Source organism: Sulfitobacter brevis, from assembly GCF_900112755.1.
GTDB classification, from domain to species: domain Bacteria; phylum Pseudomonadota; class Alphaproteobacteria; order Rhodobacterales; family Rhodobacteraceae; genus Sulfitobacter; species Sulfitobacter brevis.
Map to the genome: position 1 here is coordinate 375,284 of NZ_FOMW01000002.1, position 25,745 is coordinate 401,028.

Sequence of the window (25,745 nt, forward strand, 5' to 3'; positions counted from 1 at the left end):
GTACTGCGTAGACGGGCACGTTTTGGGGCCAGATTTGGGAGAAATAGGGAAAATAATGCTGCATTTTGTGGTCTGGCAACAGAATCGGCTTGGCGGTACGGGGTTTGATTCGCCGCCAAATGCGCGTATCGATTCGGGGATGCGCCGCTTGTCCTTCCTTACCCCCGGTTACGCCCAGAAGCTGACGCTGCTGGCCTCGGTGCCGTTGGTGGTGGCGGTTGCGGCAATTGCCGTGCTGGTCGCAGTGCAGGCGCGCGCCTTGGCCGAGCGGGAAATCGCAACATTAGAAACCCAGCTTATCAACGCCAAGAAGGTCGAGCTGCACAACTACGTCACGCAGGCGCGCAACGGGTTTTACTATGTCTACGGCTCCGCCGCGCCGGATGATGCCGATGCCAAGCGCAATGTGGCGCAGATTTTGGCGGCAATGATCTATGGGCAGGAAGGCCAGTTTTTCGTGTATGATTATGACGGTAACGCTTTGGTCAGCCCGCGCCAGACCGACCGCATCAACAACAACTGGAGCGGCGAGACTGACAGCGAAGGCACGCCGATCACCGACACCCTGATCCAGATTGCCCGCGATGGCGCAGGCTATCACACTTATCTGTGGCCCAAGCCCAGCACCGGCAAAGAGGCGCGGATGATCACCTATGTCACCTCGTTTCCGTCCTGGCAGTGGGCTGTGGGGACAGGCGTATTTATCGATGATGTCCTTGCCTCGGTCGCGACCGCACGGGCCGATGTCGAGGCGCGTGTGCGCCGGACCTTTGTTTATATCGGCGCGATCACCCTCGCAGCGCTGCTGTCGGTTTTTGGGACCGGCATGGTCATCAACCTGCGCGAACGGCGGCTGGCCGATGCCAAACTCAAGCGGCTGACCCAGCGGGTGTTTGATGCCCAGGAAGAAGAGCGCGGCCGCGTCGCCCGCGAGTTGCATGACGGGATCAGCCAGATCCTTGTCGGCGTGCGCTATGCGCTTGATAACGCGCGGCGCAAGCTGGAGCGCGGCGATGCCAATGCGGCAGAGCCTTTGGGCAAGGGGATTGCGTCGCTTGGCGAGGCAATATCTGAAGTGCGCCGCATCAGCCGCGACCTGCGCCCTGGTGTGCTCGATGACCTTGGTCTCGGCCCTGCCCTGAAAAACCTGACCGAAGAGTTCGAGAACCGCACCAAAGTATCGTGTACCTTCAACACCGTGGTGTTTCGCAACCGGTTGGACAATGACGCCAAGATCGCACTCTACCGGATCGCCCAAGAGGCGTTGACCAATGTCGAACGCCACTCCGGCGCGACCAAGGTGCAGGTCGATCTCCGCGGCCATCGCCGTGGTGCCACCCTGCGGATCAGCGACAACGGCAAAGGTCTCAAAGCGATGCGCAAAGAGACGTCCCCCGGTTTGGGCCTGCGAAACATGCAAGAACGGATCGACCAGCTTGGCGGACAATTGCGGCTGAGCGACGTACCCGATGGCGGGACCCAGATCGAAGCCACCGTGCCGCTGACCCACCTGCTGCCGCCCGAACGCCCCCTCAACGAGACCCCGAAAGTACCTGCCCAATGAGCCGACGCATTAAAGTTATGATTGCAGATGACCATCCGATGGTCGCTGAAGGGATACAATCGATCCTTGAAAGCTATGACGATATCGAGGTCGTGGGCGTGCTTAGCAATGGCCGCGAGGTGATTGACCAGTTGGAGACACTGGCGCCTGATGTGATCCTGATGGACCTCAACATGCCTGAACTGGGCGGGCTGTCGGCCACCGAGATCGTGCTGGAGCGCCGCCCCGGCACACGGGTGGTGATCCTGACCATGCACGACAATCCCGAATATATCGCCTCCGCGTTGAGCCACGGAGCGATGGGCTATCTGCTCAAAGACGTGCCGACCGACGAAATCAAACATGCCATCGATGTGGTCATGGGCGGCGAGCGCTATCTTTGCACGGGCACCCAAGGTTCGATCGCGCCCAAGCAAGATGAAACCCGCGAGGCGCTGACCGACCGCGAGCAGACCATTTTGCTGCAACTCGCGCAGGGCCGTTCCAACAAGGATGTGGCGCAAGCACTGGATATCTCGGTCCGCACCGTCGAGACCCACCGCAAGAACATCAAACGCAAGCTGGGCATTTCCAGCACCGCAGGGTTGACGCGTTACGCGCTGGAGCACGGGGTATTGCAAGGCACCGGCCGCGCCATGGGGCGATGATGACTATACGACTTCGCACAAATATTTGGGTCAATGGGTCCAAGCCCCGGCCATCGCAGCAATCTTAGAACGAAAACAACCGGATTATTATAATTAAGTGCCGATACTCCGCACCCAAACGCAATATAATTACTCAAAACCCTCATTTTTTGACGAATAAGCCAAATTTGCCGGTTGACGACCCCAAAACCTGCCCATAATGTCCGCTCAGCTTAACGGAGCCCTTTGACCATGACAGTACTCGTCGTCATTCTAGGATATACGCGCATGGGCCGGTAACGGTTAACCACAATCTTTCCCATGCGCCCCCGTCAAAACCGGGGGCTTTTTTATGCGCTAACGAAATATGCTGTACGGAGCACGCAGATGACACGCCAGATGACCGGAGCGAAGATGATCGTTCAAGCCTTGATCGACCAAGGGGTCGATACTGTATTCGGCTATCCTGGTGGGGCGGTGCTACCGATTTACGACGAGATTTTTCAGCAAAACTCCATCAAACACGTGTTGGTGCGCCATGAACAAGGCGCAGTACATGCTGCCGAAGGTTACGCGCGCTCGACCGGCAAACCCGGTGTGGCGCTGGTGACCTCCGGCCCGGGTGCGACCAACGCCGTGACCGGCCTGACCGATGCTTTACTCGATTCCATCCCGATCATCGTGCTGACCGGACAGGTGCCGACCTTCATGATCGGCTCGGACGCCTTTCAGGAGGCCGATACCGTGGGCATCACCCGCCCCTGCACCAAGCACAACTGGCTGGTCAAAGAGACCGACAAGCTCGGCGCAGTGCTGCACGAAGCTTTTCACGTAGCGACCTCCGGTCGGCCCGGCCCTGTTCTGGTGGATATCCCCAAGGACGTGCAATTTGCCACTGGCACCTACCATCCGCGCAAGCCCTCGACCTCGCATTACCAGCCGCAGGTCAAAGGCGATCTGCAAGAGATCACCGAACTGGTAGCGGCAATCGAAAAAGCCAAACGCCCGATCTTCTATACTGGCGGCGGCGTGATCAACTCCGGCCCTGCGGCATCACAATTGCTCTGCGAATTGGTGGAGGCCACAGGCTTCCCGATCACCTCGACGTTGATGGGCTTGGGCGCCTATCCCGCTTCGGGCAAAAACTGGCTCGGGATGCTGGGGATGCACGGGCTATACGAGGCCAATATGGCGATGCATGACTGCGACCTGATGATCAACATCGGGGCACGCTTTGATGACCGCATCACCGGCGTGATCTCTGAATTCAGCCCGAAATCGATCAAAGCGCATATAGATATCGATCCGTCCTCGATCAACAAAGTCATCCGCATCGACATCCCGATTGTCGGTGACGTGGGCCATGTGCTTGAAGACCTGCTCAAGATCTGGAAATCGCGCGGTCGTAAAACCGAAAGCGCCGGATTGGCGAAATGGTGGAAAAAGATCGACGAATGGCGCGCGGTGGATTGCCTGAAATTCGAGCAAAAAGGCAAGATCATCAAGCCGCAATACGCTTTGCAGCGGCTTGAAGCGCTGACCAAGGACCATGACCGCTATATTACCACCGAAGTCGGCCAGCACCAGATGTGGGCGGCGCAATACCTGAACTTTGAGGGTCCGAACCGTTGGATGACCTCTGGCGGTCTGGGCACCATGGGCTATGGCTTCCCCGCCTCGATCGGTGTGCAGATGGCACACCCCGAGGCCTTGGTGATCAACGTGGCGGGCGAAGCGTCGTGGTTGATGAACATGCAGGAAATGGGCACGGCCATGCAATACGGTCTGCCGGTGAAGCAGTTTATCATGAATAACGAACGGCTCGGCATGGTGCGCCAGTGGCAGGAGCTGCTGCACGGTGAGCGCTATTCGCAAAGCTGGTCCGAAGCCCTGCCCGACTTCGTTAAATTGGCCGAGGCTTTCGGCGCCAAGGGCATTCGCTGCTCTGATCCCGATGATCTGGACGACGCGATCATGGAAATGCTGAATTACGACGGTCCGGTGATCTTCGACTGCCTCGTGGAGAAGCACGAAAACTGCTATCCGATGATCCCCTCGGGCAAGGCGCATAACGAAATGCTCTTGGGCGATGCAGAAACCCAAGGCGTCATTGATGCCAAGGGTTCGGTGCTGGTGTAACGCGCTTTCTAGAAAGAAAGCGGTCAGGAATCTTTGGATTCCGATACGAGACTAAAAAGGAATTAAGATATGTCCGCCCTGAAATTGAAAAAAGGCGCTAATTCGCACTCTGCCTATAACCTGAAGCCCAATTTTTCGGACGTCATCGAAAAGCATACCCTCGCGGTATTGGTCGAAAACGAACCCGGTGTGCTGGCGCGTGTGATCGGGCTATTCTCCGGTCGCGGCTATAACATTGACAGCCTTACCGTGGCCGAGGTTGATCATACCGGGCACCTGAGCCGCATTACCATCGTGACTTCCGGCACGCCTCAGGTGATCGAGCAGATCAAGGCCCAGCTTGGCCGGATTGTGACCGTGCACAAGGTGAACGATCTTACGGTCGAAGGCCCTAGCGTCGAGCGTGAGTTGGCGATGTTCAAGGTTGCGGGTAAAGGCGATCACCGCGTTGAAGCGCTGCGCCTCGCAGATATTTTCCGCGCGAACGTAGTCGATAGCACATTGGAAAGCTTTGTGTTCGAGATCACTGGCGCACCAGAAAAAATCGACGCGTTTGCGGATCTGATGCGTCCGCTGGGGTTGAGTGAAGTTGCCCGGACAGGCGTCGCAGCCCTGTCGCGCGGCGACTGATTTCTCGAAACTGAAGATGGGCCGTATGTTGCGCAGCCCTGCGGCTCCGTCCCTTTCCTTAGGGTCGGAGCGCTTCTTGTGACCACGGCGCGGTGCAATTGGAAACGTCACAGATTTCTCTCGGCCGGAATAAAACGATATCCGCGGTCCGGCTCACCGGTTGCCCCGCTGCACAATTGCGCAAGGTTTCAGGCAAATCAGCGCAAGCTTTCTCAATTACCAGCGTAGGGTCATGCGCCAGACGCTGCCGGCTTTGCGAGCTGATAGTAAACTCCACCATATCGCCCGCATCAAAAACTGTGCTTTCGGACGAATGGGCTCCTGTCACTTCGTAATAGGCAAGATCACCTTGGTCCTCGCACCAAAAGACCGCTTTGCCTTCAACAGGATCGCTCCAGAGGACAACACCAATCATATTTGGACACCTTCAAAAATGCAGTCAAATGCAATGGTACCAACTAATTAGCATATAGCGACAGCCGAAACGGCTTCGTACGCTTGCAATTTGTGTCACATTACGTAGCGTAATGACGCTATTTAGCGTCAGGTCACAACCGAATTTGCTTGCGCGCCTAAAAACATTGTGGACTTGATCAACCATTCGGGAGATAATCGGTGACTGACGATCATATCGTTTCGATAAAAGGTGAAACAATGGGTCAATCACGGTCGCCAGCAGAATTGCGCAATATGCTGGGCGCAAACTTGCGCCGGTTGGCAACCGATTACGAATCGGTTTCGCTGCTCTCTCGTGACCTCGGCATAAACAGAACCCAATTTAACCGCTATCTTTCCAGCGAAAGCTTTCCGCGCCCTGATGTACTGGCGCGTATTTGTGCATTTTTCAATGTTGATGCCCGAATATTGCTCGAACCAATTGAAAGCCTCACGGGAAAGCAGGACCCGATCAATAACCCCTATCTACGTAATTTCGTCGGCAGCGGCGTTGTCGGTGTGTCAGAAAATAAGTTTCCCAGCGGTTTTTATCGTTTCTCAAGACGTAGTTTTGTCGACGTCGATGTATTCACAGTTGGCATCGTTTATGTCTTCCGCCGCGACGCCAGCACCTATCTGCGGGGCTATGAAACAGTCGGGGCTATGAAAATCCAGAACCTGCCGACAGATACGGCATCGCGCGAATTTCGCGGGCTATTCATCCAGCAAGATGATGGTGTTTCGGTCATTGCCTCGCGCAACAACGCGATGACCTGCTCCTTCAATTACCTTAGCCCCGTCGCCTCATTTCAGAATAATTTCTGGGTCGGATATGCGACGCGCACAATTCCTGATGATCCGGAAGGCCAGCGCGCGACGCGGCTGGTGTATGAGTATCTGGGCAATGCAGCCAAGGCGCTGGCCGTCGCGCGCACCTGCGGCTTTTGCGATGCAGCCGAATTACCTGCGTTTCATCGCCGTTTGCTCAAGCCGGATCAACCTTTCGCGTAAGGCCCGCCCATGTCGCGGCTGAAAAACTTAATGTCGTTGTAAGAAAACCACTTTCGCCAAAAGCTGCTAGCCTTGCTCTATCATCAGGAGCCCAGCATGCAGCATCCGATAACCGATCTGAGCACCGTTCGCCGTCCCATAGAAAACGCCAACGGCTTGCCGAACGCCCATTACATTGACCCGCAGACCTATGCCGAGGAGCGCCAAGCGGTGCTGTTTGACAACTGGGCCGGATTGGCCGTCGCCGCCGATGTGCCCGAGGTCGGCGACGCGGTGCCGATTGATTTTGCCGGCATGCCGCTCTTTTTCGTGCGGGATCGTCAAAATCAGGTTCGGGTCTTTCAGAACACCTGCCGCCATCGCGGCATGATCCTGATTGATGCGCCGCGCAAGATCGAGGGCGCAATCCGCTGCCCCTACCATTCATGGTGCTATTCGACCGAAGGCGCTTTGGTCAGCACGCCCCACGTCGGCGGACCGGGTCAAAATACCCATGCGGGCATTGACCGCGCGCTTTTGGGGCTGATCGAAATCCGCAGTTTTATCTGGATGGACGTGATCTTCGTCAATGTCTCCAACGCCGCCCCGCCCTTCGAGGTCGCCAATGCCGATCTGCTGGCGCGGTGGGCCGAATTCGACAAGCCGCTCTATCACGGCGGTGCAGACAGCCGCTTTCAACTAGAGGTGAACTGCAACTGGAAGCTCGCCGTCGAGAATTATTGCGAAAGCTATCATCTGCCTTGGGTACATCCGGGATTAAACAGCTACTCCCGGCTTGAAGATCACTACCACATTGAACAGGCTGGAAAATTCTCGGGCCAAGGTACTTGGGTCTACCGCCAGCTTAAGAATGACAATGGCAGCACCTTCCCCGATTTTGCCGATATTGATGAGAAGTGGAACACGGCGGCAGAGTATATTTCCGTCTATCCTAACGTGCTTTTGGGCGTGCACCGCGATCACAGCTTTGTATTGGTGCTGCTCCCTCAGGGTACTGAAAAAACGGTAGAAAATGTGCATCTCTACTACGCCAAGCCAAACACCGATGCCGACTTGCGCGCGCGCAATGCCGAACAGTGGAAGAGCGTCTTTGCCGAAGATATTTCGGTCGTTGAAGGGATGCAGCGCGGGCGTCACGGGGTCCAGTTTGATGGCGGGCGCTTCTCGGCTGTGATGGACGGGCCGACGCATATGTTCCACGATTGGGTCGCCGCCCAGATGCAGCGGCACCGCAGGCCGCCTGACGCCGCCGAATGATCGCGCTGGATACCCGGTTGCTCGCGGCCCATGCGGGGGGCGATCTGGCGGCTCTGGTAACGCTCTACCGTGAGGCGGCCGATGCCGCGACCGATGCGCAGGCCAGCGCCTTCTATCTCACCCACGCCCATGTCTTTGCGCTGGAGGCTGGCCATCCCACCGCCGCACAATTGCGCCAACGTCTGATCGACCAAGGCCGCGAGGCGCCCCTGCCCGCGCCCACGCCGCCGCTCAGATAACCGGCGGTTGTTGTTGCGGCCACCGGGTCGCTTGATGCCAGTCCTGCGCCAGTTGCAAAAGCCGCGCATCGCTGCCCCGCGGGCCAATAAGTTGCAGCCCGTTGGGCAGGCCATTGGCTCCAAAACCGCTAGGAACATTGACAACAGGCAAGCCCAGCAGTGAGGCCGGAATAACCACCTGCATCCAGCGGTGATAGGTATCCATCGCGACGCCCGCAATCTCCTTGGGATAATCCTGCGTCACGTCAAATGGCCAGATTTGCGCTGAGGGCAGTACAAGAACATCCACCTCGTTAAACAGGCTCGCAGCGGTGCGGAACCAGTCCGAGCGGATCACGCTGGCGCGGTGTACCTCCATGGCGCTGAAGCCAAGACCGCGCTCAATCTCCCACAGGGCGGTGTCTTTCAGCTTGGGGCGACGCCGGGCATCGGCATAAATCTCGCCCAAGCCCGCCGCGACCGAGAAGGAACGCAGGGTGATCCAACTTTGCCACATCAGATCGGCATCGAAGGGCGCGGCAATCGGCGCGACGTGATGGCCAAGCCCTTGCATCTGGGTCAGGGCAGACTCGCTTAGCGCCAGAATCCCCTCGTCGCAGGGCAGAGCCCCCCCCCAATCCCCAAGCCACCCCAAGCGCTGGCGCGGCAAGGGATTGGAAAGCTGCGGCAGGGTGTTGGACACAGGTAAGCTGTGTGGCTGGCGCGGGTCAGGCCCGCTCATCGTGTCAAGCAAGGCTGCAAGGTCGCTAGGGCTGCGTGCCATCGGGCCAGAGGTCGCGAGTTGATGCAGGAACATATCGCCCTCCGGCTCCCCAGGCACCCGCCCCCACGTCGGGCGCATACCGTAAACATTGTTCCAGCCTGCCGGATTTCGCAGTGATCCCATCATATCCGAGCCATCCGCGACACAGACCATCCGCGTCGCCAGTGCTGCCGCCGCCCCGCCTGAGGAGCCGCCCGCCGAGCGGGTGACATCATAGGGGTTGGTCGTCGCGCCATGCACCGGGTTGAAGGTATGCGAACCTAAGCCGAATTCGGGCGTATTGGTCTTGCCGATAATAAGCGCACCCGCCGCACGAAGCCGCGCCACCATCAGATCATCATGCGCTGCCGGGTGCCCTGCAAATAGGGTCGAACCCATCGAGGTTGGCAACCCCGCCGCATTGGCAAGGTCCTTGATCGCCATCGGGATGCCATGCAGCCAACCCTTGCGCGGGGCGGCATCGGCGGCGCGGGCCTCAGTCATCAAAGTGTCGCGGTCGCGCAGCGAGACCACGGCATTAACGGTGCCATTCACCGCCTCGATTCGGTCGAGCGTTGCAGTCATTAACTCTTCGGCGGAAAGCTTGCGGTCCTCAAGCAATGCCGAGACGCCAACCGCGTCCTGCTCCAGTATATCCATGCCGGCTAAACCCCTGCTGCCAAATCAATTGACAACAGCGTAGTCACAGGACGGCACCTTCGCCATAGTCTTTTGCGGCTTAGCTGCCCTGAGCTTCGGCGCGGCTTTTGCCCGACACCGCAAGCGCCAGCGTCGCGCCCATTAACCCGTCGAGATCCCCGTCGAGCACACCTTTGGTATCCGAGGTCTCGTAGTTGGTGCGCAGGTCCTTGACCATCTGGTAAGGCTGCAAAACGTAGGACCGGATCTGGTTGCCCCAGCCAGCGTCGCCCGCGCTTTCGTGGGCCTCGTTGACCAGCACCGAACGTTTATCCAGCTCCATCTGATACAGACGGCTTTTCAGCGCCTTCATCGCGATGTCGCGGTTCTGGTGCTGGGACTTGACCGAGCTTGTCACCACGATCCCCGTGGGGTGGTGGGTGATGCGCACAGCGGAATCGGTGGTGTTGACGTGCTGACCGCCCGCACCGGACGACCGGTAGGTATCAATGCGGATATCCGACTGGTTCACCTCAATTTCGATATTGTCATCAACCACCGGATAGACCTTCACCGAGGTAAAGGACGTGTGCCGTTTGGCAGCAGAATCGAACGGCGAAATCCGCACCAAACGGTGCACACCGGATTCAGACTTCAGCCACCCGTAAGCATTGGTGCCGCTGATCTTGTAGGTGACCGACTTGATACCCGCCTCTTCGCCCGCGCTCTCGGCCTGAAGCTCGACCTTATAGCCTTTCTTCTCGGCCCAGCGGACATACATCCGCGCCAGCATCGACGCCCAGTCGCAAGACTCGGTGCCGCCCGCGCCTGCGTTGACTTCCAAGAAGGTGTCATTGCCATCGGCCTCGCCATCCAGCAGCGCTTCCAGCTCTTTCTGGGCGGCTTTTCCGGCCAGTGCTTTCAGCGCGGCTTCGGCCTCGGCGACGACTTCGGCATCGTCTTCCATCTCGCCCATCTCGATCAGCTCGACGTTGTCGGCCAGCTCCTGCTTGATGCCCTCATAGGTGGCGATGGCATCGACCAGCATCTGCCGGTCGCGCATCAGCTTTTGCGCGGCTTCAGGATCATCCCACAGGGTCGGGTCCTCAACGCGGGCATTAAATTCCTCCAGCCGGAAGGCTGCGGTCTCAACATCCAGCCGCTGCGCCAACAGCTCCAGCGACTTGCCGGTTTGATCTGCGAAATTCTGTGCTTCTGCGCGCATTTATGCCTGCCTTTGAATGGGTCCGGACCGAGATAAACCAGTGCCGCCGCAACAACAAGCCATCGGCTGCGGTTGCCCCGCCCCGACGGCCCAAGTTTGATTAATAAAGCCCGCCCGAAGAGAGCGTGCCAAAGCTCGCCTTGGGGCCAACCACGGCCTTGCGACCGGTCGATGTCGTGACCTGACGTGCCGGTGCGCGGGCAACATCCTCAACCAGCGGCAAATCCGCCCCCATGGCAAAGCCGCCATCGAAGGTGATGCCAAAGATTGGCTCTTCGCCCTCGCGGAAGCACTCCGACACCACATTCTTGCCAGAGGCACCATCGCTCAACCGCGCGCCGGTGAAACGGTCGATGTTGATAAACACACAGCCATCGGGCACCGAGAACGGGCCGCCACCGTATTTCTTGATCGCTTGGCTCATGAAGCGCTGGAACACCGGCCCGCACATGCCCGCGCCATAGGCGCTGCGGCCCAGCGAGCGCGGGGTGTCAAAACCGATGTAGCAGCCCGCGACGATGTTGGATGAAAAGCCGATGAACCACACATCTTTGGCGTCGTTGGTTGTACCGGTCTTGCCCGCAATCGGAACCGGCAAGTTAATGGCACCAGCGGCGGTGCCACGGTCGACAACGCCTTTCATCATCGAGGTCAGCTGGTATGCGGTGATCGGGTCCATCACCCGCTCACGGTTTGAAATAACCCGAGGCGCCAAACCAGCCGCAAGGTCAGCCAACTTACAGTCATTACAAATCCGCTCGTCATGCTGATAAACCGTGCGGCCATAACGGTCCTGCACGCGGTCCACGAGGGTCGGTTGCACACGCTCGCCGCCATTGGCAAACATCGCATAGGCAGCGGCCATCTGGTAAAGGGTGGTTTCCTGCGAGCCCAGAGCGTTGGCCAGAACCGGCGACAGATCGTCGTACACACCGAACCTTTCGGCATAGCTGCCTACGACATCCATGCCGACTTCTTGCGCCAGACGAATGGTCATCAGGTTGCGCGACTGTTCAATGCCTGTGCGCAGCGGCGTCGGGCCGTAGAATTTGTTAGATGAGTTGCGCGGCCGCCAGACGCCTTGCGGCGTATCAATCTCGATAGGGGCGTCAACGACGATGGTCGCGGGGCTATAGCCTGAATCCAGTGCTGCGGCATAGACGAACGGTTTGAACGAGGAACCTGGCTGGCGATTGGCCTGGGTAGCGCGGTTAAACACGCTGTCCTGATAGGAAAAGCCCCCCTGCATCGAGATCACCCGACCGGTGTTCACGTCCATCGCAACAAAGGCACCCTGCACCTCGGGCACCTGCCGCAGGGTCCAGCGAATGAAGCTACCATCGTCATCGGTGGTCATCTTGCGCACCAGCACAACATCGCCCTGCTCGACCAGATCGCCGGCGACCTGCGCGCGGTCGGCCAGCTTGCCATCGGCCAGCCGTTTTCGGGCCCATTGCGCATCTTTCGCAGGGATCCAATGGCCGCCATCCACTTCGTCGACACCTTCGATGCCGATCCGCGCATCTTGGCTGCCGACTTCCAGCACCACAGCGGGATACCACTTGTTTTCCAGCGTAATATCGCGTGGCACCCGCAGCGCATCCAAGGCTGCACGCCAGTTTTCTTCGCTACCAAGCTGATCGAGCGGGATTTTCTTGCCTGTGCCGCGCCAGACCCCGACGCCACGGTCATATTGTTCAAGCTGGATGCGCAGCGCCTCGGCGGCGACCGGCTGCATCTCGTTGTCGATGGTGGCACGAACGGTCAAACCGCCGGTGAAAAACTCGCCCTCCCCGAAGTTTTCCGACAGTTGGCGGCGGATTTCATCGGTGAAGTAATCCCGCGGGGGCAGCTCTTCCTTGAAGCTCTCGAAGTCGCCGTTCTGGACCGAGCGCAGCGGCTCTGCCACTTCGATTTCATAGGCCGCATCAGTGATATAGCCGTTTTCGTTCATTTCGCGCAGCACGAAATTGCGCCGCGACAACAGCCGGTCCTTGCGGCGCACCGGATGATAATCCGACGGCGCTTTTGGCAGCGAGGCCAAGAAAGCCGCCTCATGCGGGGCCAATTCACTCAGCGTTTTGTTAAAATAGGTCTGGCTGGCCGCCGCGACGCCGTAAGAGTTCTGCCCGAGGAAAATCTCGTTCATATAGAGTTCGAGAATTTTCTCCTTATCGAGCGCCTTTTCGATGCGTGCGGCGAGGATGATTTCCTTGATCTTCCGTTCAGCTCGCCGGTCACCCGAAAGCAGAAAGTTCTTCATCACCTGTTGTGTGATCGTCGACGCACCGCGCACGTCGCGCCCGCCCGACTTCACCGCATCAACAGCGGCGGCGGCGATGCCGCGCAGGTCATAGCCTTCGTGGGTGTAAAAGTTTTTGTCTTCCGCAGAGATGAACGCCTGCTTCACCAGATCGGGAATCGTATTGGCAGGGGCAAAGAGCCGCCGCTCGGTCGCAAATTCATCGATCAGACGACCTTGGCCGGAATAAATCCGGCTGATGGTCGGCGGGGTATATTGCGCAAGGCTCTCGTGGCTCGGCAGATCACGGCCATAAACCCAGAAAAGTGCGCCGAAAGTCAGCGCAACCATGCCAATGCTCATGGTCAGAGTGGTAAAGATACCACCCAGAAAAGACAGGATAAACCGGAACAAAAAAGCCACCGCCACTTTAGGGAAAACACGTACCCGTGGGCTATACAGGAAGCTTGGCGGATCGTCAAAACACGACGCAGCGACAAAGGGGCGAAACATCGCCCATTAAAGGTGCTGTTGTGGCGCGGAATTATTGCCAGACCAGCGGCTTGCGCGCGGCGTCCTCGTCGCGCCATTTCATCACCGCATCGGCCATTGCGCCCACCATCAGCGCCCGCCACACCGGATCACGCAGGTTGGCCAGATCGCGCGGCGCACTCAAAAAGCCAAGCTCGACCAGAACCGAAGGGATATCGGCCGATTTCAACACCGAAAACCCTGCATTGCGCTGGGGATGCCGGTTCATCGGGCCACCAACAGCGGTCATCCCTGCGACCAACACAGTGGCCAGCGCTTTCGAGCGTGGCTCAGTCTCTTGGCGCGCCAGATCAAGCAGCACACCGGCCACCTGATCATCCGAACCGGTCAAATCCGCGCCTGCGATGATGTCCGAACGATCGTGCCGCGCCGCCAGATGCTCGGTCGCAGAATCACTGGCCTCGTCTGACAGAGTATAGACCGTGGCCCCCTTGGCCCCGCCCTGAATCAGATTGTCTGCGTGAAGCGAGATGAACACATCCGCGTTCATCTGATGCGCAATGGCGACGCGATTTTCCAGCGCCACAAAGATATCATCATCACGGGTCAGCACTGCCTCCGCGCCGGTGCGCCGGAGCGCCTCCTGCAATGCGCGGGCAAAGCTGAGCATCAGCGCTTTCTCTTGAATGCCATCGGTTTCAGCGCCCGGATCAATGCCGCCATGACCGGGATCAATGACCACGACGAACTGGTCGGCTGTGGTATTTGCGGGCTTGGGGGCTTGGGTCAATGCGGCGGTCCATGCCGGATCAACCGGCGTGCCTGCCCGCGCAGCAAAGGTTGCCGCATCCACTGGGGCCAGTGTGATCTCAAGCGTGGCCGCGCCGGTACTGCTGTTCACCGGCATGCCAATTTCGCTGGGCAGCATCGGCTCGGTCAGATCGGCGACCAGACGCGACCAGCCGGGCTGGAACGCACCAAAGCGCACGGCCCCGACCCGCCCCGCCTCCGGCAGAAGTTTCTCCGCCGCGACCGCAGACCAGTCAGCTTCGCGGAAATCGACGATAAGCCGCGCTGGATCATCCAGCAAGAAGACGCGAAACGGCACCCCCTGACTGAGCGCCACCGTAATATAGGTTTTGCCAAACCAGCCGTCGGCGATCTCGCTTTGGGCCGGATTAACCCGCGCCAATGCGGTCAATTCCTGCGCCTGCGCCAGTGGCACAGCCCCTTGGACGCCGATCAATACCAGCGCCATCACCTTGAATATCCCGCGCATCATATCACCGCCCGACGCCTGTTATTTTGCGCGACCCTAGCACCTCAGCGCGCGGCCATAAAGGCTTTGAGCCGCGCCAGACCTTCGACGATATCGGCGGTGCTGCGGGCATAGGAAAAACGCAGGGTCTTGTGGCCGCGCAAGGGGTCAAAATCCAAGCCCGGCGTCACAGCAACGCCTGCCTTTTCAAGGATTTCAGCGGCGAAGCTGCGGCTGTCGTCGGTGAGTGCGGAGACATCGGCATAGACGTAAAAAGCCCCGTCCGGCGGTGCGATTTCGGTGAACCCTGCCTGCGGCAAGCCTTCGAGCATCAATTGGCGGTTGGTGCGGTAGACATCCATATTGGTCTGCAACTCGGCGTCGCAGTCCATCGCGGCCAACGCGGCGACCTGACTGGCGTGAGGTGCGCAAATGAACATGTTTTGCGCGATCCGCTCGACCACGCGCACATGATCGGGCGGCACCACCATCCAGCCGACCCGCCAACCGGTCATCGAAAAATACTTCGAAAAGGAGTTGATCACATAGGCGTCGTCAGTGATTTCCAGCGCGGTGACGGCCTTCTTCTCATACTCGATGCCGTGATAGATCTCGTCGGAGATAAAGGAGGTGTCCGTCTCGGCGCAGGCACCGATCAGCGCGCCCATCGCGGATTTATCAAGCATTGTGCCGGTCGGGTTCGCGGGAGACGCCACCAGCAATCCTGCAAGGTCCATGCCCGCGAAATCCGACGGCACAGGCTGATAGCGGTTTTGCGCAGCAGTGGGCAGATCGACCGGATCGAGCGCCAGCGCTTTGAGAATTTGCCGATAACTCGGATAGCCGGGCGCGCCAATGCCAACGCGGTCGCCAGTGTCAAAAAGTGCTGTGAAGGACAGAATGAAACCGCCCGACGATCCCGACGTCACAACCACCCGCGAAGGATCAAGATCAACGTCGTACCACTCGCCGTACATCTGCGCGATCCGTGCGCGCAATGCGGGCAACCCCAGCGCCACGGTATAACCGAGGGGCGCGTCGGCCATGGCTTTACTCAACGCTTCGGATGCCCCCGAGGGTGCACCGGTGCCAGGCTGGCCGACCTCCATATGGATGATATGACGGCCTGCCGCTTCGGCTGCGGCGGCGGCTTGCATGACATCCATCACAATAAAGGGATCGACGGCAGACCGGGTTGAAATGCGCATGGGCTTGCTCCTAGGATTGCGATGTGGTTTCACCGCGTCCAGCAGCCCCCGTCAACCCTCGGGCTATAGCAAAAGGTTTATAACATGTTCCCACGTCTGATTGCCCCTGCCCTTGCCTGCGCCTTGGCCCTACCCGCCAGCGCCATGGACCTGACAGAGCTGACAGACGCCGAACGCGCCCAGTTCCGCGCCGAGGTACGGGCCTATCTTTTGGAAAACCCCGAAGTGATCATGGAAGCGGTCGAAAGCCTGCAAGGCCGTGAAGCCGAAGCTCAAGCGCGTGCCGATTTCGATCTGGTGACCAACAACGCCGGACCGATCTTCGACGATGGCTATTCGTGGGAAGGTGGCAACCCTGACGGCGATATCGTGTTGGTGGAATTCCTCGATTATCGCTGTGGCTATTGCAAAAAATCCCACGGCGAAGTTGCCAAGCTTTTGGAAACAGACGGTAATATCAAGATGATCGTCAAAGAATTCCCAATCCTTGGCGAGCAGTCAATGATGGCATCACGCTTTGCCATTGCCACCAAGAACGTTGCGGGCGACGACAGCTATGACAAGATCAAAGACGCGCTGATGGCCTTTAACGGCGACATCACCACCGCAGCCCTGCGCCGTCTGGCAGAGACCTACCAGCTTGATTTCGACGCGATCGAATCCAAGATGAACGACGATGAAGTGACCCGCGAAATTGCCGAGACCCGTGCGCTGGCGCAAAAGCTGCAGATCACCGGCACGCCGACATTTGTGATGCACGACGAAATGCTGCGCGGCTATTTGCCTTACGATCAGATGCAGGCGTTGGTAGCGGAAAAGCGCGACTGATATGAAGTCTTTGGCGCTGGCTGGTTTGGTACTGCTGGCTGCGCCTGTCGCTGCCGATACCGATATTTTTTCCCTGACAGGGGCCGAGCGCCGCGCATTTCAGGCTGAGGTGCGCGCTTTATTGCTCGACGAGCCCGAGATTGTGCGCAAAGCGCTGGCACCGCCGCCCTATCAGGGCGGCGTATACGCCGAAGCCGCAGCGGCCGATCTGGACACGCTCGACACGCTTAAAAGTCAGGTGTTGAGCGGCGCCAAGATTGCGCTGTTTGTCGGGGAAGGCTGCGAGGACTGCGCCCGGGCAATCGAAGAATTGCAAGTAATTTCAGAGACTACCGGGCAAGAGTTCATCCTGCATGACATCAGCGACCCCGCTGTTGCAAAAGTCGCAGAGACGCTGGAAATGGACGATTTACCCTTCTACGTCATGTCGGACAGGATCCTGCGCGGCTGGATGCCTGCGATGGTGCTGACCCGCTATTTGAGCGAAGACTGAAGCTGCCTACTCGGCAGCTTCCTTCGCAGCCTCCGCCTCAATTGCCTCGGCGCGGCGTTCCACCTGCTCTACGATATGTTCGATCATGCCGTCATTGCCGAGCTTATGGCTCTGCGCGCCGGCGAGGTACACCATGCCCGACCCTGCCCCGCCGCCGGTAAAGCCGACGTCCGTCATCAACGCCTCGCCGGGGCCGTTCACGACGCACCCGATGATCGACAGGCTCATCGGGGTCTTGATGTGCTCCAGCCTTTTTTCCAACGCCTCGACTGTTTTGATCACGTCGAAACCCTGACGCGCGCAAGACGGACAAGAGATGATATTGACGCCACGGTGCCGCAGCCCCAGCGATTTGAGAATATCATAGCCGACCTTCACCTCTTCCACCGGATCGGCAGATAGCGAGACGCGGATGGTGTCGCCGATGCCGTTCCACAGCAGATTGCCCATGCCAATCGCGCTTTTGATCGTGCCAGACATCAACCCGCCCGCTTCGGTGATGCCAAGGTGGATTGGCGCATCCGTGGCGTCGGCGAGAAGCTGATAGGCCGCTGCCGCCATGAAGACGTCAGAGGCCTTACAACTGATCTTAAATTCGTGAAAATCGTTGTCCTGCAAGATCTTGATGTGATCCAGACCGGATTCGACCATCGCATCGGGGCAAGGCTCACCGTATTTTTCCAGCAGGTGTTTCTCGAGCGATCCAGCGTTTACGCCAATCCGGATGGAGCAGTTGTGATCCCGCGCGGCCTTGATCACTTCTCGCACCCGCGCCTCGTCCCCGATATTTCCCGGATTGATGCGCAGGCAGGCCGCACCCGCCTCCGCCGCCTCGATACCGCGTTTGTAGTGAAAGTGAATGTCCGCAACGATCGGTACAGGGCTTTCGGCGACGATTTCTTTCAGCGCTTTCGACGAGGCTTGATCGGGCACCGAGATGCGCACGATGTCGGCGCCTGCTTCGGCCGCTGCCTGCACCTGTGCGATTGTGCCGCGCACGTCGGTTGTCAGCGTGTTCGTCATGGTCTGTACGGTGATTGGAGCATCGCCGCCCACAGGCACGTTACCTACCATGATCTGGCGGGATTTGCGGCGATAAATGTTGCGCCATGGGCGGATGTGGTTCAGCGACATGGGCGCACCTTTGCAAAGTTCTGGACGTGTCCGGAACCTAGTCAGTCACAGGTGCAACATCAATGGGGGCTTACTGGGTCTGGCAAGGCATCGCTGCCAAAATCGCGGCATCAATGTCGTTGGACGCACGCAGATCGGCAAACATCCGGCTGAGCGAAGTATCAGCGTCCGGATCGACAGTCGTGAAGCGCTCGGCCAAAGCTTCGCGCTGCAACGGCAGGTTCGAGGTCACGCTGCCACGTGCGCCTGCTGGGCCAAAGCAACCGTCGGCCATGGCAAAATAGATCGCACCGGATTCGCCAGTTCGCAGGGTCGGTGGTTCTTCGGTTGCGGGCACTTCCCAGACGTCACCTTTGTTCATGATGGTCTCGTAGATTACCGTGCCATCCGCCGCCTTGACGCGCACCCATGACGGATAGGCCGCAACCATGAGTACCGTCGGTGCCGAACCCTCGACGACCTGCGGCACGGGGCCTGCTATTTCTGTCAAAGCATTCTCGGCTGTTTGAATTGGAGTGCCGTCAAAAACCGCCCGCTCCATCGCGCCGGGGGCGATATAGGATGGGAAGTTACCGCTCGAGCGGGGATCAATCGTGGCGATGGCTGCATCACGCGGGGTCATCACGGGCACATCCAGCGCTTGCGGGCGGTACAAACGGTCCAACGCTTCAGCGCGGGGCGTATCGGTGGCAAGCGGTGCCGCAGAGTCGCTGTTTGCTTCGGGAGCGGGCGCCAACGCCCCATCAATCGGGTCAAGGTCAGACAGCACAACAGGCGTTTGGTCAACTGGCGTGACCTGCACGCGCTGCACTTCTTTCAGGACAGTCCAACCGCCAAAGCCAATCGCGCCGATCAGCGCCAGCAGCACCACCATGGACCCCACGGCCCCGGGTTCGATCCGCGACAGAAAACCATCGCCCACTGGAATAAACGGCGTATTGGGTCGGGCAAAAAGGTCGGCCTCAGACGGTTTCTGGCGGCGTTCTTCAAAGCTGGGTTTCTTGATGACAGAAGCTTCGGCAGACATGCCGTGCGCGACGATAAAACCAGATTCCTTGCAGAAACCTGCAAAAGCCCTATCAGGATCCATGTTGAGATAGCGTGCATAGGACCGCACATAGCCCGCAATGAAGCCGGGCGTATCAAAGGCATTCGGATCACAATTTTCAATGGCTGCGATATAGGAGGCTTTGATCCGCAGCTCCCGCTGCACATCGAGCAGGGATTTTCCGAGGGTTGCACGCTCGCCGCGCATCACATCCCCCAGACGCAATTCAAAGGCGTCGAACCCTTTGGGCTCGGTTTCTGCCGCCTCAACGCTCTTGGAGGACCAACGCCCGATCATACCAATGCCCCGTAATCAATAGTTGCCTGATGCCTTCATCCGGTCGCCCACACGATTCGGATTTAGCCTTTTCTTTCGGTAAGTCTACCATAAGGCAACGCGTATTGCGAAATTATCAATTTCAACCGACGGATTCGGCGCGATTCAGCGCACAATGCGACCAGAGACTGTCCATCGCTTTGACCAAAGCATCGGTTTCCAGCGGTCCGTGCACCGGCGACGGGGTGAAGCGCAGCCGCTCGGTGCCGCGGGGCACTGTAGGATAGTTGATCGGCTGGGCATAAATCCCGTGCTCTTCAAGCAGCATGTCCGACAGCAGCTTGGTATGTACCGGATTGCCAACCATTACCGGCACGATATGGCTGCCGTGATCAATGATCGGCAAGCCCAGCCCTTTAAGCCGCAGCTTGAGCGCCGCCGCCTGATCTTGGTGTTGCTTGCGCAAATCACGGGCTGATTTCAGGAACTTGACCGACGCTGCCGCCCCTGCTGCCACGGCGGGTGGCAACGAGGTGGTGAAGATAAACCCAGGCGCATAGGAGCGGATCGCATCGCACATTTTGGTCGAGGCTGCGATGTAGCCCCCCATCACGCCATAAGCTTTGGCGAGGGTGCCATTGATGATATCAAGCCGGTGCATCAGACGGTCACGCTCGGCCACACCTGCGCCGCGCGGGCCATACATACCAACCGCATGTACCTCGTCGATATAGGTCAACGCGTTGAATTCATCGGCCAGATCGCAGATCGCCTCGATCGGGCCAAAATCGCCATCCATCGAATAAATCGATTCAAATGCGATCAATTTAGGCGCAGCAGGATCGTCCGCCGCCAACAACTCATGCAAGTGCTCGACATCATTATGACGGAAAATGCGCTTGGCCCCGCCATTGCGGCGCACACCTTCGATCATGCTAGCATGGTTCAGCGCGTCGGAATAAATGATCAGCCCCGGAAACAGCTTGGGCAGCGTCGAAAGCGTGGCATCGTTGGCAATATAGGCCGAGGTGAACAGCAGTGCTGCTTCCTTGCCATGCAGATCCGAAAGTTCGGCCTCCAGACGCTTGTGGTACACCGTGGTGCCCGAAATGTTGCGGGTCCCGCCCGAGCCTGCGCCCGTGGCCTCCAATGCGTCGCGCATCGCGTCAAGCACCACCGAGTTTTGCCCCATGCCAAGGTAGTCATTGCCACACCAGACGGTAATCGGACGCTCGGACCCGTCGGCACGGGTCCAGACCGCGTGCGGAAACTGGCCCTTGCGGCGTTCGATATCGATAAAAGTGCGGTAACGGCCCTCTTCATGGAGGCGCGCAATGGCCGAATCCAGTTTTTCGGTATAATCCATAGCGCCTTCTCCATCTGGCAGTCATGACTACGGCGAGGCTCCCGCAGTCATATTCGGGTTTTAGAATAGATACAGGCATCACAGCCAGCGAGCAATGCCTTATCGCGGCACGCATTGTCGCAGGCAAGCCGAGAATAGGGCGCACTATCATCTGGCAGCATATCGCGGCAGGCATGGCGATGGTGGCCCCTCTGGACAAGCGGCGGCGGGCTGATACGGTCTGCCCAAACCGCCCCGAAAGGAATTTTCCCATGTCACTCGACACCATACTGGCACGAATCGATGATGATCTGCCCGCCGCCACAGACCGGCTGATAGAGCTGCTGCGCATCCCCTCGATCTCGACCGATCCCGCCTTCAAGGCCGATTGCGACCGCGCCGCGGATTGGCTGGTTGCCGATCTGCAATCCATGGGCTTTGACGCCAGCAAGCGCCCCACGCCGGGTCATCCGATGGTCGTGGCTCATGGCGGCGCAGATGCAGGCGACGGGCCGCATATTCTGTTTTACGGCCACTATGATGTGCAACCGGTCGATCCGCTGGATCTGTGGGACCGTGACCCCTTTGACCCAGAAATTCAGGAAACCCCGAAAGGCCGCGTCATCCGCGCACGGGGTGCGTCAGACGACAAAGGCCAGTTGATGACGTTTCTAGAGGCCTTGCGGGCATGGAAGGAAGTGGAGGGCGCATGGCCTTGCCGGATTACCTTGTTCCTAGAAGGTGAAGAAGAATCCGGCTCCCCCTCGCTGGTGCCGTTTATGCGTGAGAACGCCGAGGAGCTGAAAAGCGATATCGCGATGATCTGCGATACGGGACTTTTCGAATCCAAAACCCCCGCCATCGTCACCATGCTGCGTGGCCTGCTTGGCGAAGAACTGACCATTACCGCGCCGCAGATGGACCTGCATTCGGGCATGTACGGCGGCATCGCGATGAACCCGATCCGCGTGCTGACGCGCATCCTTTCATCGCTGCATGACGATACCGGCCGCATCACCGTTCCCGGATTTTACGATGGCGTGCCGGAACTCTCCGACGCGCTTGAAGCACAGTGGCAGGGGCTCGCCTTTGACCACGCGCAGTTTTTGTCTGACGTCGGCCTGTCCCAGCCTGCTGGCGAACAGGACCGCACCCCGCTGGAGATGATCTGGTCGCGCCCGACCTGCGATGTGAACGGCATCTGGGGCGGATACACCGGCGAGGGGTTCAAAACCGTGCTGCCCTCAAAGGCCCATGCCAAGGTGAGCTTTCGTCTGGTCGGAACCCAAGACCCTCAGGCGATCCGTGAAAGTTTCCGCCAGATGGTGCAGGACGCCCTGCCCCCTGATTGCGAGGTCAGCTTTATCTCGCACGGTGCCGGTCAGGCGTCCGAGGCTGACACCAGCGGCGCGATGTTCGAAGCTGCCCGCCAGGCGCTGTCGACCGAATGGAACATCCCTGCGGCTTACGTCGGCTGTGGCGGGTCGATCCCGATTGCGGGGCATTTCCAAAAGATATTGGGGACAGAGCCGATGCTGATCGGCTTTGGCAAGGATGACGATGCGATCCATTCTCCCAATGAGAAATACGATCTCGACAGCTTTCACAAAGGGATCCGGTCCTGGGCGCGAATCTTGGATGCCTTGACTTAAGTGGTATCCGGGAGGGGCTGCTCGGCGGCCCCTCCCTCACAATAAGACGACCCGAATCCGGAATGGCGAAAAGCGGCACGACCGCCCAATCGCACGGCTTAGCCCCTGCGCACAGGCACCGGACGGTTTTCCCGCAGGAACACATAGACGCCCGCCGCGATGATCACCGCAGCGCCGACAAACACCATCGGTTCAGGCCATTCGCCAAACACTGTCCATCCCCAGAACAGCGCGAATATCAGCAATACATACTCAAAAGGCGCGACCACCGAAGCCCGCGCCAAACGGTACGCTTGACTGGCCGTATAGCCGACGGCGGCTGACAATACGCCGAGCCCCGCCATCGGCAGCAAATCGGCCGTTTCCGGCCAGACCCACGCGCGCAGCAGGAAAACCATGCTATCGCCGCTGTCCTGATCGACAAAGCGTCCGTCGCCCGCGATCAGATAGACCAAGATACTCACGATCAGAAAAGCTGCCTGTATATAGATCGACAAAGCCGAAGCGCGGCTGCTCTGGCCCAGCTTGCGCGTCAACACCGCCATGCTGGCATATCCCGCCGCCGCGAGCACCGGCAGTAGGACCACCCAGCCAAGCTCCCCCGATCCGCTGGCCATCTGGGGCACAATCATCAGCAACACGCCGCCAAACCCCACCAGCACGGCGGCCATCCGCCGCGGGCCGACCTGCTCCCCCAAGATTGGGATCGACAGCAGGGTCACAAACAATGGCGCTACAAAGTAGATCGCATTTGCTGTGGCAATCGGCATCACCACAATCGCTGCATAAAAGGCAGAATTTGCCATCACCACCATCATCGCCCGCAAAACATGCAACCAAGGCTGCGACGTTCTGAGCAGTTTGAGACCACCTTCGTAGTGCAAAATGATGAACGTAATACCAATGCCGATTAATGTGCGGGCAAAGACCAGTTCATGCAGCGGGTAATCTCCGGACAAGGCTTTGATCAGCATGTCATTAACAGAGATAAACAACATCGCGGCTAGAACGAAGAGAATACCCAAACGGGTCGTATCGGGAGCAATTGTCATCCCTCCTCTTACACTGCCCGCGACACGCGGCGTAAGCGCGTTTAAACCACTTTCTGCCGCATCCGCGACATCGGTTGATCGACTGAGCCCTTCTCGGTGCGGGTATCTGCAGGATATTGCCGCCAGCCCCATCGAACAAGGCAAACACAACGCGCAGACGGCCCCAAATAAAATGAGTTCCAGAAGCAAAAAAGGGACCTCTTACGAGGTCCCTTTTTAAGCAGCAGTGGCGCGGTTGACGGGGCTCGAACCCGCGACCCCCGGCGTGACAGGCCGGTACTCTAACCAACTGAGCTACAACCGCCCGCTGCACGTTTCAGGCTGTACCCGAAGCGTTGGGTGGTAATATGACCGAGACCCGCCAGCGTCAAGCGGGGTTTTGAAGAAATTCCGAATTTTTCTCAGTTTCTTTCCCAACCCGCCCACGCGTGATGAAAATCTCCAGAACCAGCCTGTTCCGACCGATCTTCAACCGCCCGTCGCGCGGCATCACGACAAGGTTGATAGCGGAGGGATGAGTATCAATAGACATGAGATCAATATGGCCGTTGAGTAGCTATTGGGCCCGCCCATTGGCTCCGGCCCAGCCCCAACAATCTGGAGTTTTGATTGTGTTAAAGTATTTCTTATATTTTACGATTCTGGCAGCATCATTTGCCAACACCCCAACCACAGGCAGCGCGCAAGATCTCGATCCTGTGTGCCAACAAAACGTCCGCGATCTCTGCGGCGCCACCGATATCGGCACCTGCTTTCAAGACGGGTCTATGTGGTCGTCCGTGTACAACGAATGCGTCGGCGACATCCAAACCATGATCGAGATGGATCGTGAATTCCGGATCCAACAACGAAACGATGCCCAATCGGTGCGCCTGAATGTGCTCGGCTACTCCTATGGCGGCATCCTGCGTGCAGGACCGGGCATGAACTACGGCAAGATCGGCAGCCTCGCTGAAGGCGAACAACTGTTTGATCTGGTGGATACAGGCATCACATTTGACGGCTACAGTTGGTTCAAGGTCAGCACCTCTATTGGTGAGGGCTATCATTGGGGCGGCATTTTCTGCACCGAAGGCACACGACCGGCCAATGGTGTGCTGGCAGGATGTGATAATTCACCCGTACAGATGGCGGTCTTCTCCTGTAATGTCGGCAGCAAAACAGTGTCTGTGACCGCTGACAATAACGGTTTAACCTACACCTATGGCGCGAACGGGCGGACCGAAAAGACCATCACCGGCGGGCCGCGTTCCGGCAATTTGCACTGGATGCAGATGCGCTTTGCCGGGCTCGTAAGCCAATTGCGCTTTTCCAGCGGCGAATACAGCTACATCGTGTTTAGCGCCGAGGGAAACGGCAACACCGGCGCTCAGGCATTTTCAGGGCTGGTCGTAATGCAAGGCACGCGAGAGATTTCCTCCAAGACCTGCAACCGGATGACCGAGTTTAATCCCTCGTTCGATTACAACTCACTGCCGCAGGATGACGAGAGATACTCGGCCATGTAACGCTAGGGGGCGGCCACGCGTCGCCCTCCACTTCGCGCTTTGGAAACCTTGCGCGATTGATCACGACCCAAAACAGCAGCCAAGTTGGCTGAAACATGCACTTATTGTCCAATGTGGGGAGGAATGGTGGGTCGTGAGAGGCTCGAACTCCCGACATCTTCGGTGTAAAAATAGCCGGTACAGGCCAAACTATTGATCTTTAGTCAAAAGCAGTCTTCGTAAACAAGCTATATTTCGCTGTTTCCAGTCTGTTGCGGTTCATCCCGGTTCAACGAACTAGCGCACACTTCGTAGCTTTTGCCGCAAGCAATGCGAGCCACGGCATTATCGCGCATGGGTAGCGGTCCGCAAAGCTTTTATTCCGAATAATTGCACTGCGCTTTCGCCATACGTTGCCATGAAATGTTATGGACTTCAGAGGGGCCGACCGTCGCTTGCATCACCAATTGCTCCAAGTTGTCTGCGCGCGATTTGATGATTTCCTATCAGAGAGACCCGCTGCTCTAAGCGTCGGTCGCGATGCGCTTTTTCCAAATCCAGAGTAGCGTCGGCTTGGTCGGCCCCCTGACCTTTCAGGCGCGGCAAAGTGGTCCGCCTGTGCATGGAGCATGGCATACCTTCATCAAGGCCAGTCAACGATTTGGCCTTGCCACGCCGACAAATGGAGAGAACTGAAAACAGTTGTCAGAATACATCCCGTTA

21 protein-coding genes and 1 tRNA gene are annotated in these 25,745 nt (G+C 58.4%); 11 read left to right on the top strand and 11 right to left on the bottom strand.

What is annotated here, in order from left to right; all coding sequences use genetic code 11:
* Window positions 1-139 precede the first annotated feature (139 nt).
* The 4 genes from BM174_RS04305 to ilvN all read left to right on the top strand — a co-directional run bounded on the left by BM174_RS04305 (window position 140) and on the right by ilvN (window position 4,959).
* Window positions 140-1,564 (top strand): cache domain-containing protein, encoded by a 1,425-nt coding sequence (locus BM174_RS04305; RefSeq protein ID WP_093922633.1) that lies wholly within the window; start codon window positions 140-142, stop codon window positions 1,562-1,564.
* Window positions 1,561-2,211, top strand: a complete 651-nt coding sequence (locus tag BM174_RS04310) for a response regulator transcription factor (RefSeq protein WP_093922585.1) — start codon at window positions 1,561-1,563, stop codon at window positions 2,209-2,211. The genes BM174_RS04305 and BM174_RS04310 overlap by 4 nt, the downstream gene beginning before the upstream one ends.
* A 366-nt stretch (window positions 2,212-2,577) precedes the next feature.
* Window positions 2,578-4,329: an acetolactate synthase 3 large subunit gene (locus BM174_RS04315; RefSeq protein WP_093922586.1), complete on the top strand. Its 1,752-nt coding sequence runs from the start codon at window positions 2,578-2,580 to the stop codon at window positions 4,327-4,329.
* 69 nt (window positions 4,330-4,398) lie between these two features.
* Window positions 4,399-4,959 (top strand): acetolactate synthase small subunit, encoded by a 561-nt coding sequence (gene ilvN, locus BM174_RS04320; protein WP_093922587.1) that lies wholly within the window; start codon window positions 4,399-4,401, stop codon window positions 4,957-4,959.
* Between the two features lie 58 nt (window positions 4,960-5,017).
* Here ilvN and BM174_RS04325 read toward each other — a convergent pair whose 3' ends face one another.
* Window positions 5,018-5,374, bottom strand: a complete 357-nt coding sequence (locus tag BM174_RS04325) for a hypothetical protein (RefSeq protein WP_093922588.1) — start codon at window positions 5,372-5,374, stop codon at window positions 5,018-5,020.
* A 239-nt stretch (window positions 5,375-5,613) separates the two neighbouring features.
* Here BM174_RS04325 and BM174_RS04330 point away from each other — a divergent pair, with 239 nt between their 5' ends.
* The 3 genes from BM174_RS04330 to BM174_RS04340 all read left to right on the top strand — a co-directional run bounded on the left by BM174_RS04330 (window position 5,614) and on the right by BM174_RS04340 (window position 7,901).
* Entirely contained in the window at window positions 5,614-6,405 is a 792-nt protein-coding gene (locus BM174_RS04330) for a helix-turn-helix domain-containing protein (RefSeq protein ID WP_093922589.1), read from the top strand.
* Window positions 6,406-6,501: 96 nt separating this feature from the next.
* Window positions 6,502-7,662 (top strand): aromatic ring-hydroxylating oxygenase subunit alpha, encoded by a 1,161-nt coding sequence (locus BM174_RS04335; RefSeq protein WP_093922590.1) that lies wholly within the window; start codon window positions 6,502-6,504, stop codon window positions 7,660-7,662.
* Window positions 7,659-7,901: a hypothetical protein gene (locus BM174_RS04340; RefSeq protein WP_177209410.1), complete on the top strand. Its 243-nt coding sequence runs from the start codon at window positions 7,659-7,661 to the stop codon at window positions 7,899-7,901. Before BM174_RS04335 ends, BM174_RS04340 begins: the two co-directional genes overlap by 4 nt.
* On the opposite strand, the gene BM174_RS04345 is transcribed toward BM174_RS04340, so the two are convergent.
* From BM174_RS04345 to BM174_RS04365, 5 genes are all read right to left on the bottom strand, one after another.
* Window positions 7,894-9,303, bottom strand: a complete 1,410-nt coding sequence (locus BM174_RS04345; protein ID WP_093922591.1) for an amidase — start codon at window positions 9,301-9,303, stop codon at window positions 7,894-7,896. The genes BM174_RS04340 and BM174_RS04345 overlap by 8 nt on opposite strands.
* Before the next feature lie 79 nt (window positions 9,304-9,382).
* Window positions 9,383-10,507, bottom strand: coding sequence for a peptide chain release factor 2 (gene prfB / locus BM174_RS04350; protein ID WP_093922592.1), 1,125 nt, complete (start codon window positions 10,505-10,507; stop codon window positions 9,383-9,385).
* Window positions 10,508-10,607: 100 nt separating this feature from the next.
* Entirely contained in the window at window positions 10,608-13,163 is a 2,556-nt protein-coding gene (locus BM174_RS04355) for a penicillin-binding protein 1A (protein ID WP_093922635.1), read from the bottom strand.
* 130 nt (window positions 13,164-13,293) lie between these two features.
* Entirely contained in the window at window positions 13,294-14,520 is a 1,227-nt protein-coding gene (locus BM174_RS04360) for an N-acetylmuramoyl-L-alanine amidase (RefSeq protein WP_093922636.1), read from the bottom strand.
* A gap of 44 nt (window positions 14,521-14,564) precedes the next feature.
* The gene (locus BM174_RS04365; protein ID WP_093922593.1) at window positions 14,565-15,707 is read right to left on the bottom strand and encodes a pyridoxal phosphate-dependent aminotransferase; all 1,143 of its coding nucleotides are present in this window, start codon (window positions 15,705-15,707) and stop codon (window positions 14,565-14,567) included.
* Between the two features lie 84 nt (window positions 15,708-15,791).
* On the opposite strand from BM174_RS04365, the gene BM174_RS04370 reads away from it, so the two are divergent.
* Entirely contained in the window at window positions 15,792-16,535 is a 744-nt protein-coding gene (locus BM174_RS04370) for a DsbA family protein (protein ID WP_093922594.1), read from the top strand.
* A 1-nt stretch (window position 16,536) separates the two neighbouring features.
* Window positions 16,537-17,028, top strand: a complete 492-nt coding sequence (locus tag BM174_RS04375) for a hypothetical protein (protein WP_093922595.1) — start codon at window positions 16,537-16,539, stop codon at window positions 17,026-17,028.
* 6 nt (window positions 17,029-17,034) lie between these two features.
* Here BM174_RS04375 and ispG read toward each other — a convergent pair whose 3' ends face one another.
* The 3 genes from ispG to hemA form a co-directional block, all read right to left on the bottom strand.
* Window positions 17,035-18,162 (bottom strand): flavodoxin-dependent (E)-4-hydroxy-3-methylbut-2-enyl-diphosphate synthase, encoded by a 1,128-nt coding sequence (gene ispG / locus BM174_RS04380; RefSeq protein ID WP_093922596.1) that lies wholly within the window; start codon window positions 18,160-18,162, stop codon window positions 17,035-17,037.
* Between the two features lie 70 nt (window positions 18,163-18,232).
* The gene (locus tag BM174_RS04385) at window positions 18,233-19,507 is read right to left on the bottom strand and encodes a helix-turn-helix domain-containing protein (protein ID WP_093922597.1); all 1,275 of its coding nucleotides are present in this window, start codon (window positions 19,505-19,507) and stop codon (window positions 18,233-18,235) included.
* A gap of 121 nt (window positions 19,508-19,628) precedes the next feature.
* Window positions 19,629-20,852, bottom strand: a complete 1,224-nt coding sequence (gene hemA / locus BM174_RS04390; RefSeq protein WP_093922598.1) for a 5-aminolevulinate synthase — start codon at window positions 20,850-20,852, stop codon at window positions 19,629-19,631.
* A gap of 251 nt (window positions 20,853-21,103) precedes the next feature.
* Between hemA and BM174_RS04395 the strand changes: the two genes are divergently transcribed.
* Complete coding sequence (locus BM174_RS04395) at window positions 21,104-22,483, top strand: M20/M25/M40 family metallo-hydrolase (protein ID WP_093922599.1); 1,380 nt, start codon at window positions 21,104-21,106, stop codon at window positions 22,481-22,483.
* 98 nt (window positions 22,484-22,581) lie between these two features.
* Here the strand turns inward: BM174_RS04395 and BM174_RS04400 are convergent, their stop codons facing one another.
* Entirely contained in the window at window positions 22,582-23,535 is a 954-nt protein-coding gene (locus BM174_RS04400; RefSeq protein WP_093922600.1) for a DMT family transporter, read from the bottom strand.
* A 227-nt stretch (window positions 23,536-23,762) separates the two neighbouring features.
* Window positions 23,763-23,839 (bottom strand) — tRNA-Asp (locus BM174_RS04405).
* Between the two features lie 268 nt (window positions 23,840-24,107).
* On the opposite strand from BM174_RS04405, the gene BM174_RS04410 reads away from it, so the two are divergent.
* Entirely contained in the window at window positions 24,108-25,043 is a 936-nt protein-coding gene (locus BM174_RS04410; protein ID WP_143092420.1) for an SH3 domain-containing protein, read from the top strand.
* Window positions 25,044-25,745: the final 702 nt, after the last annotated feature.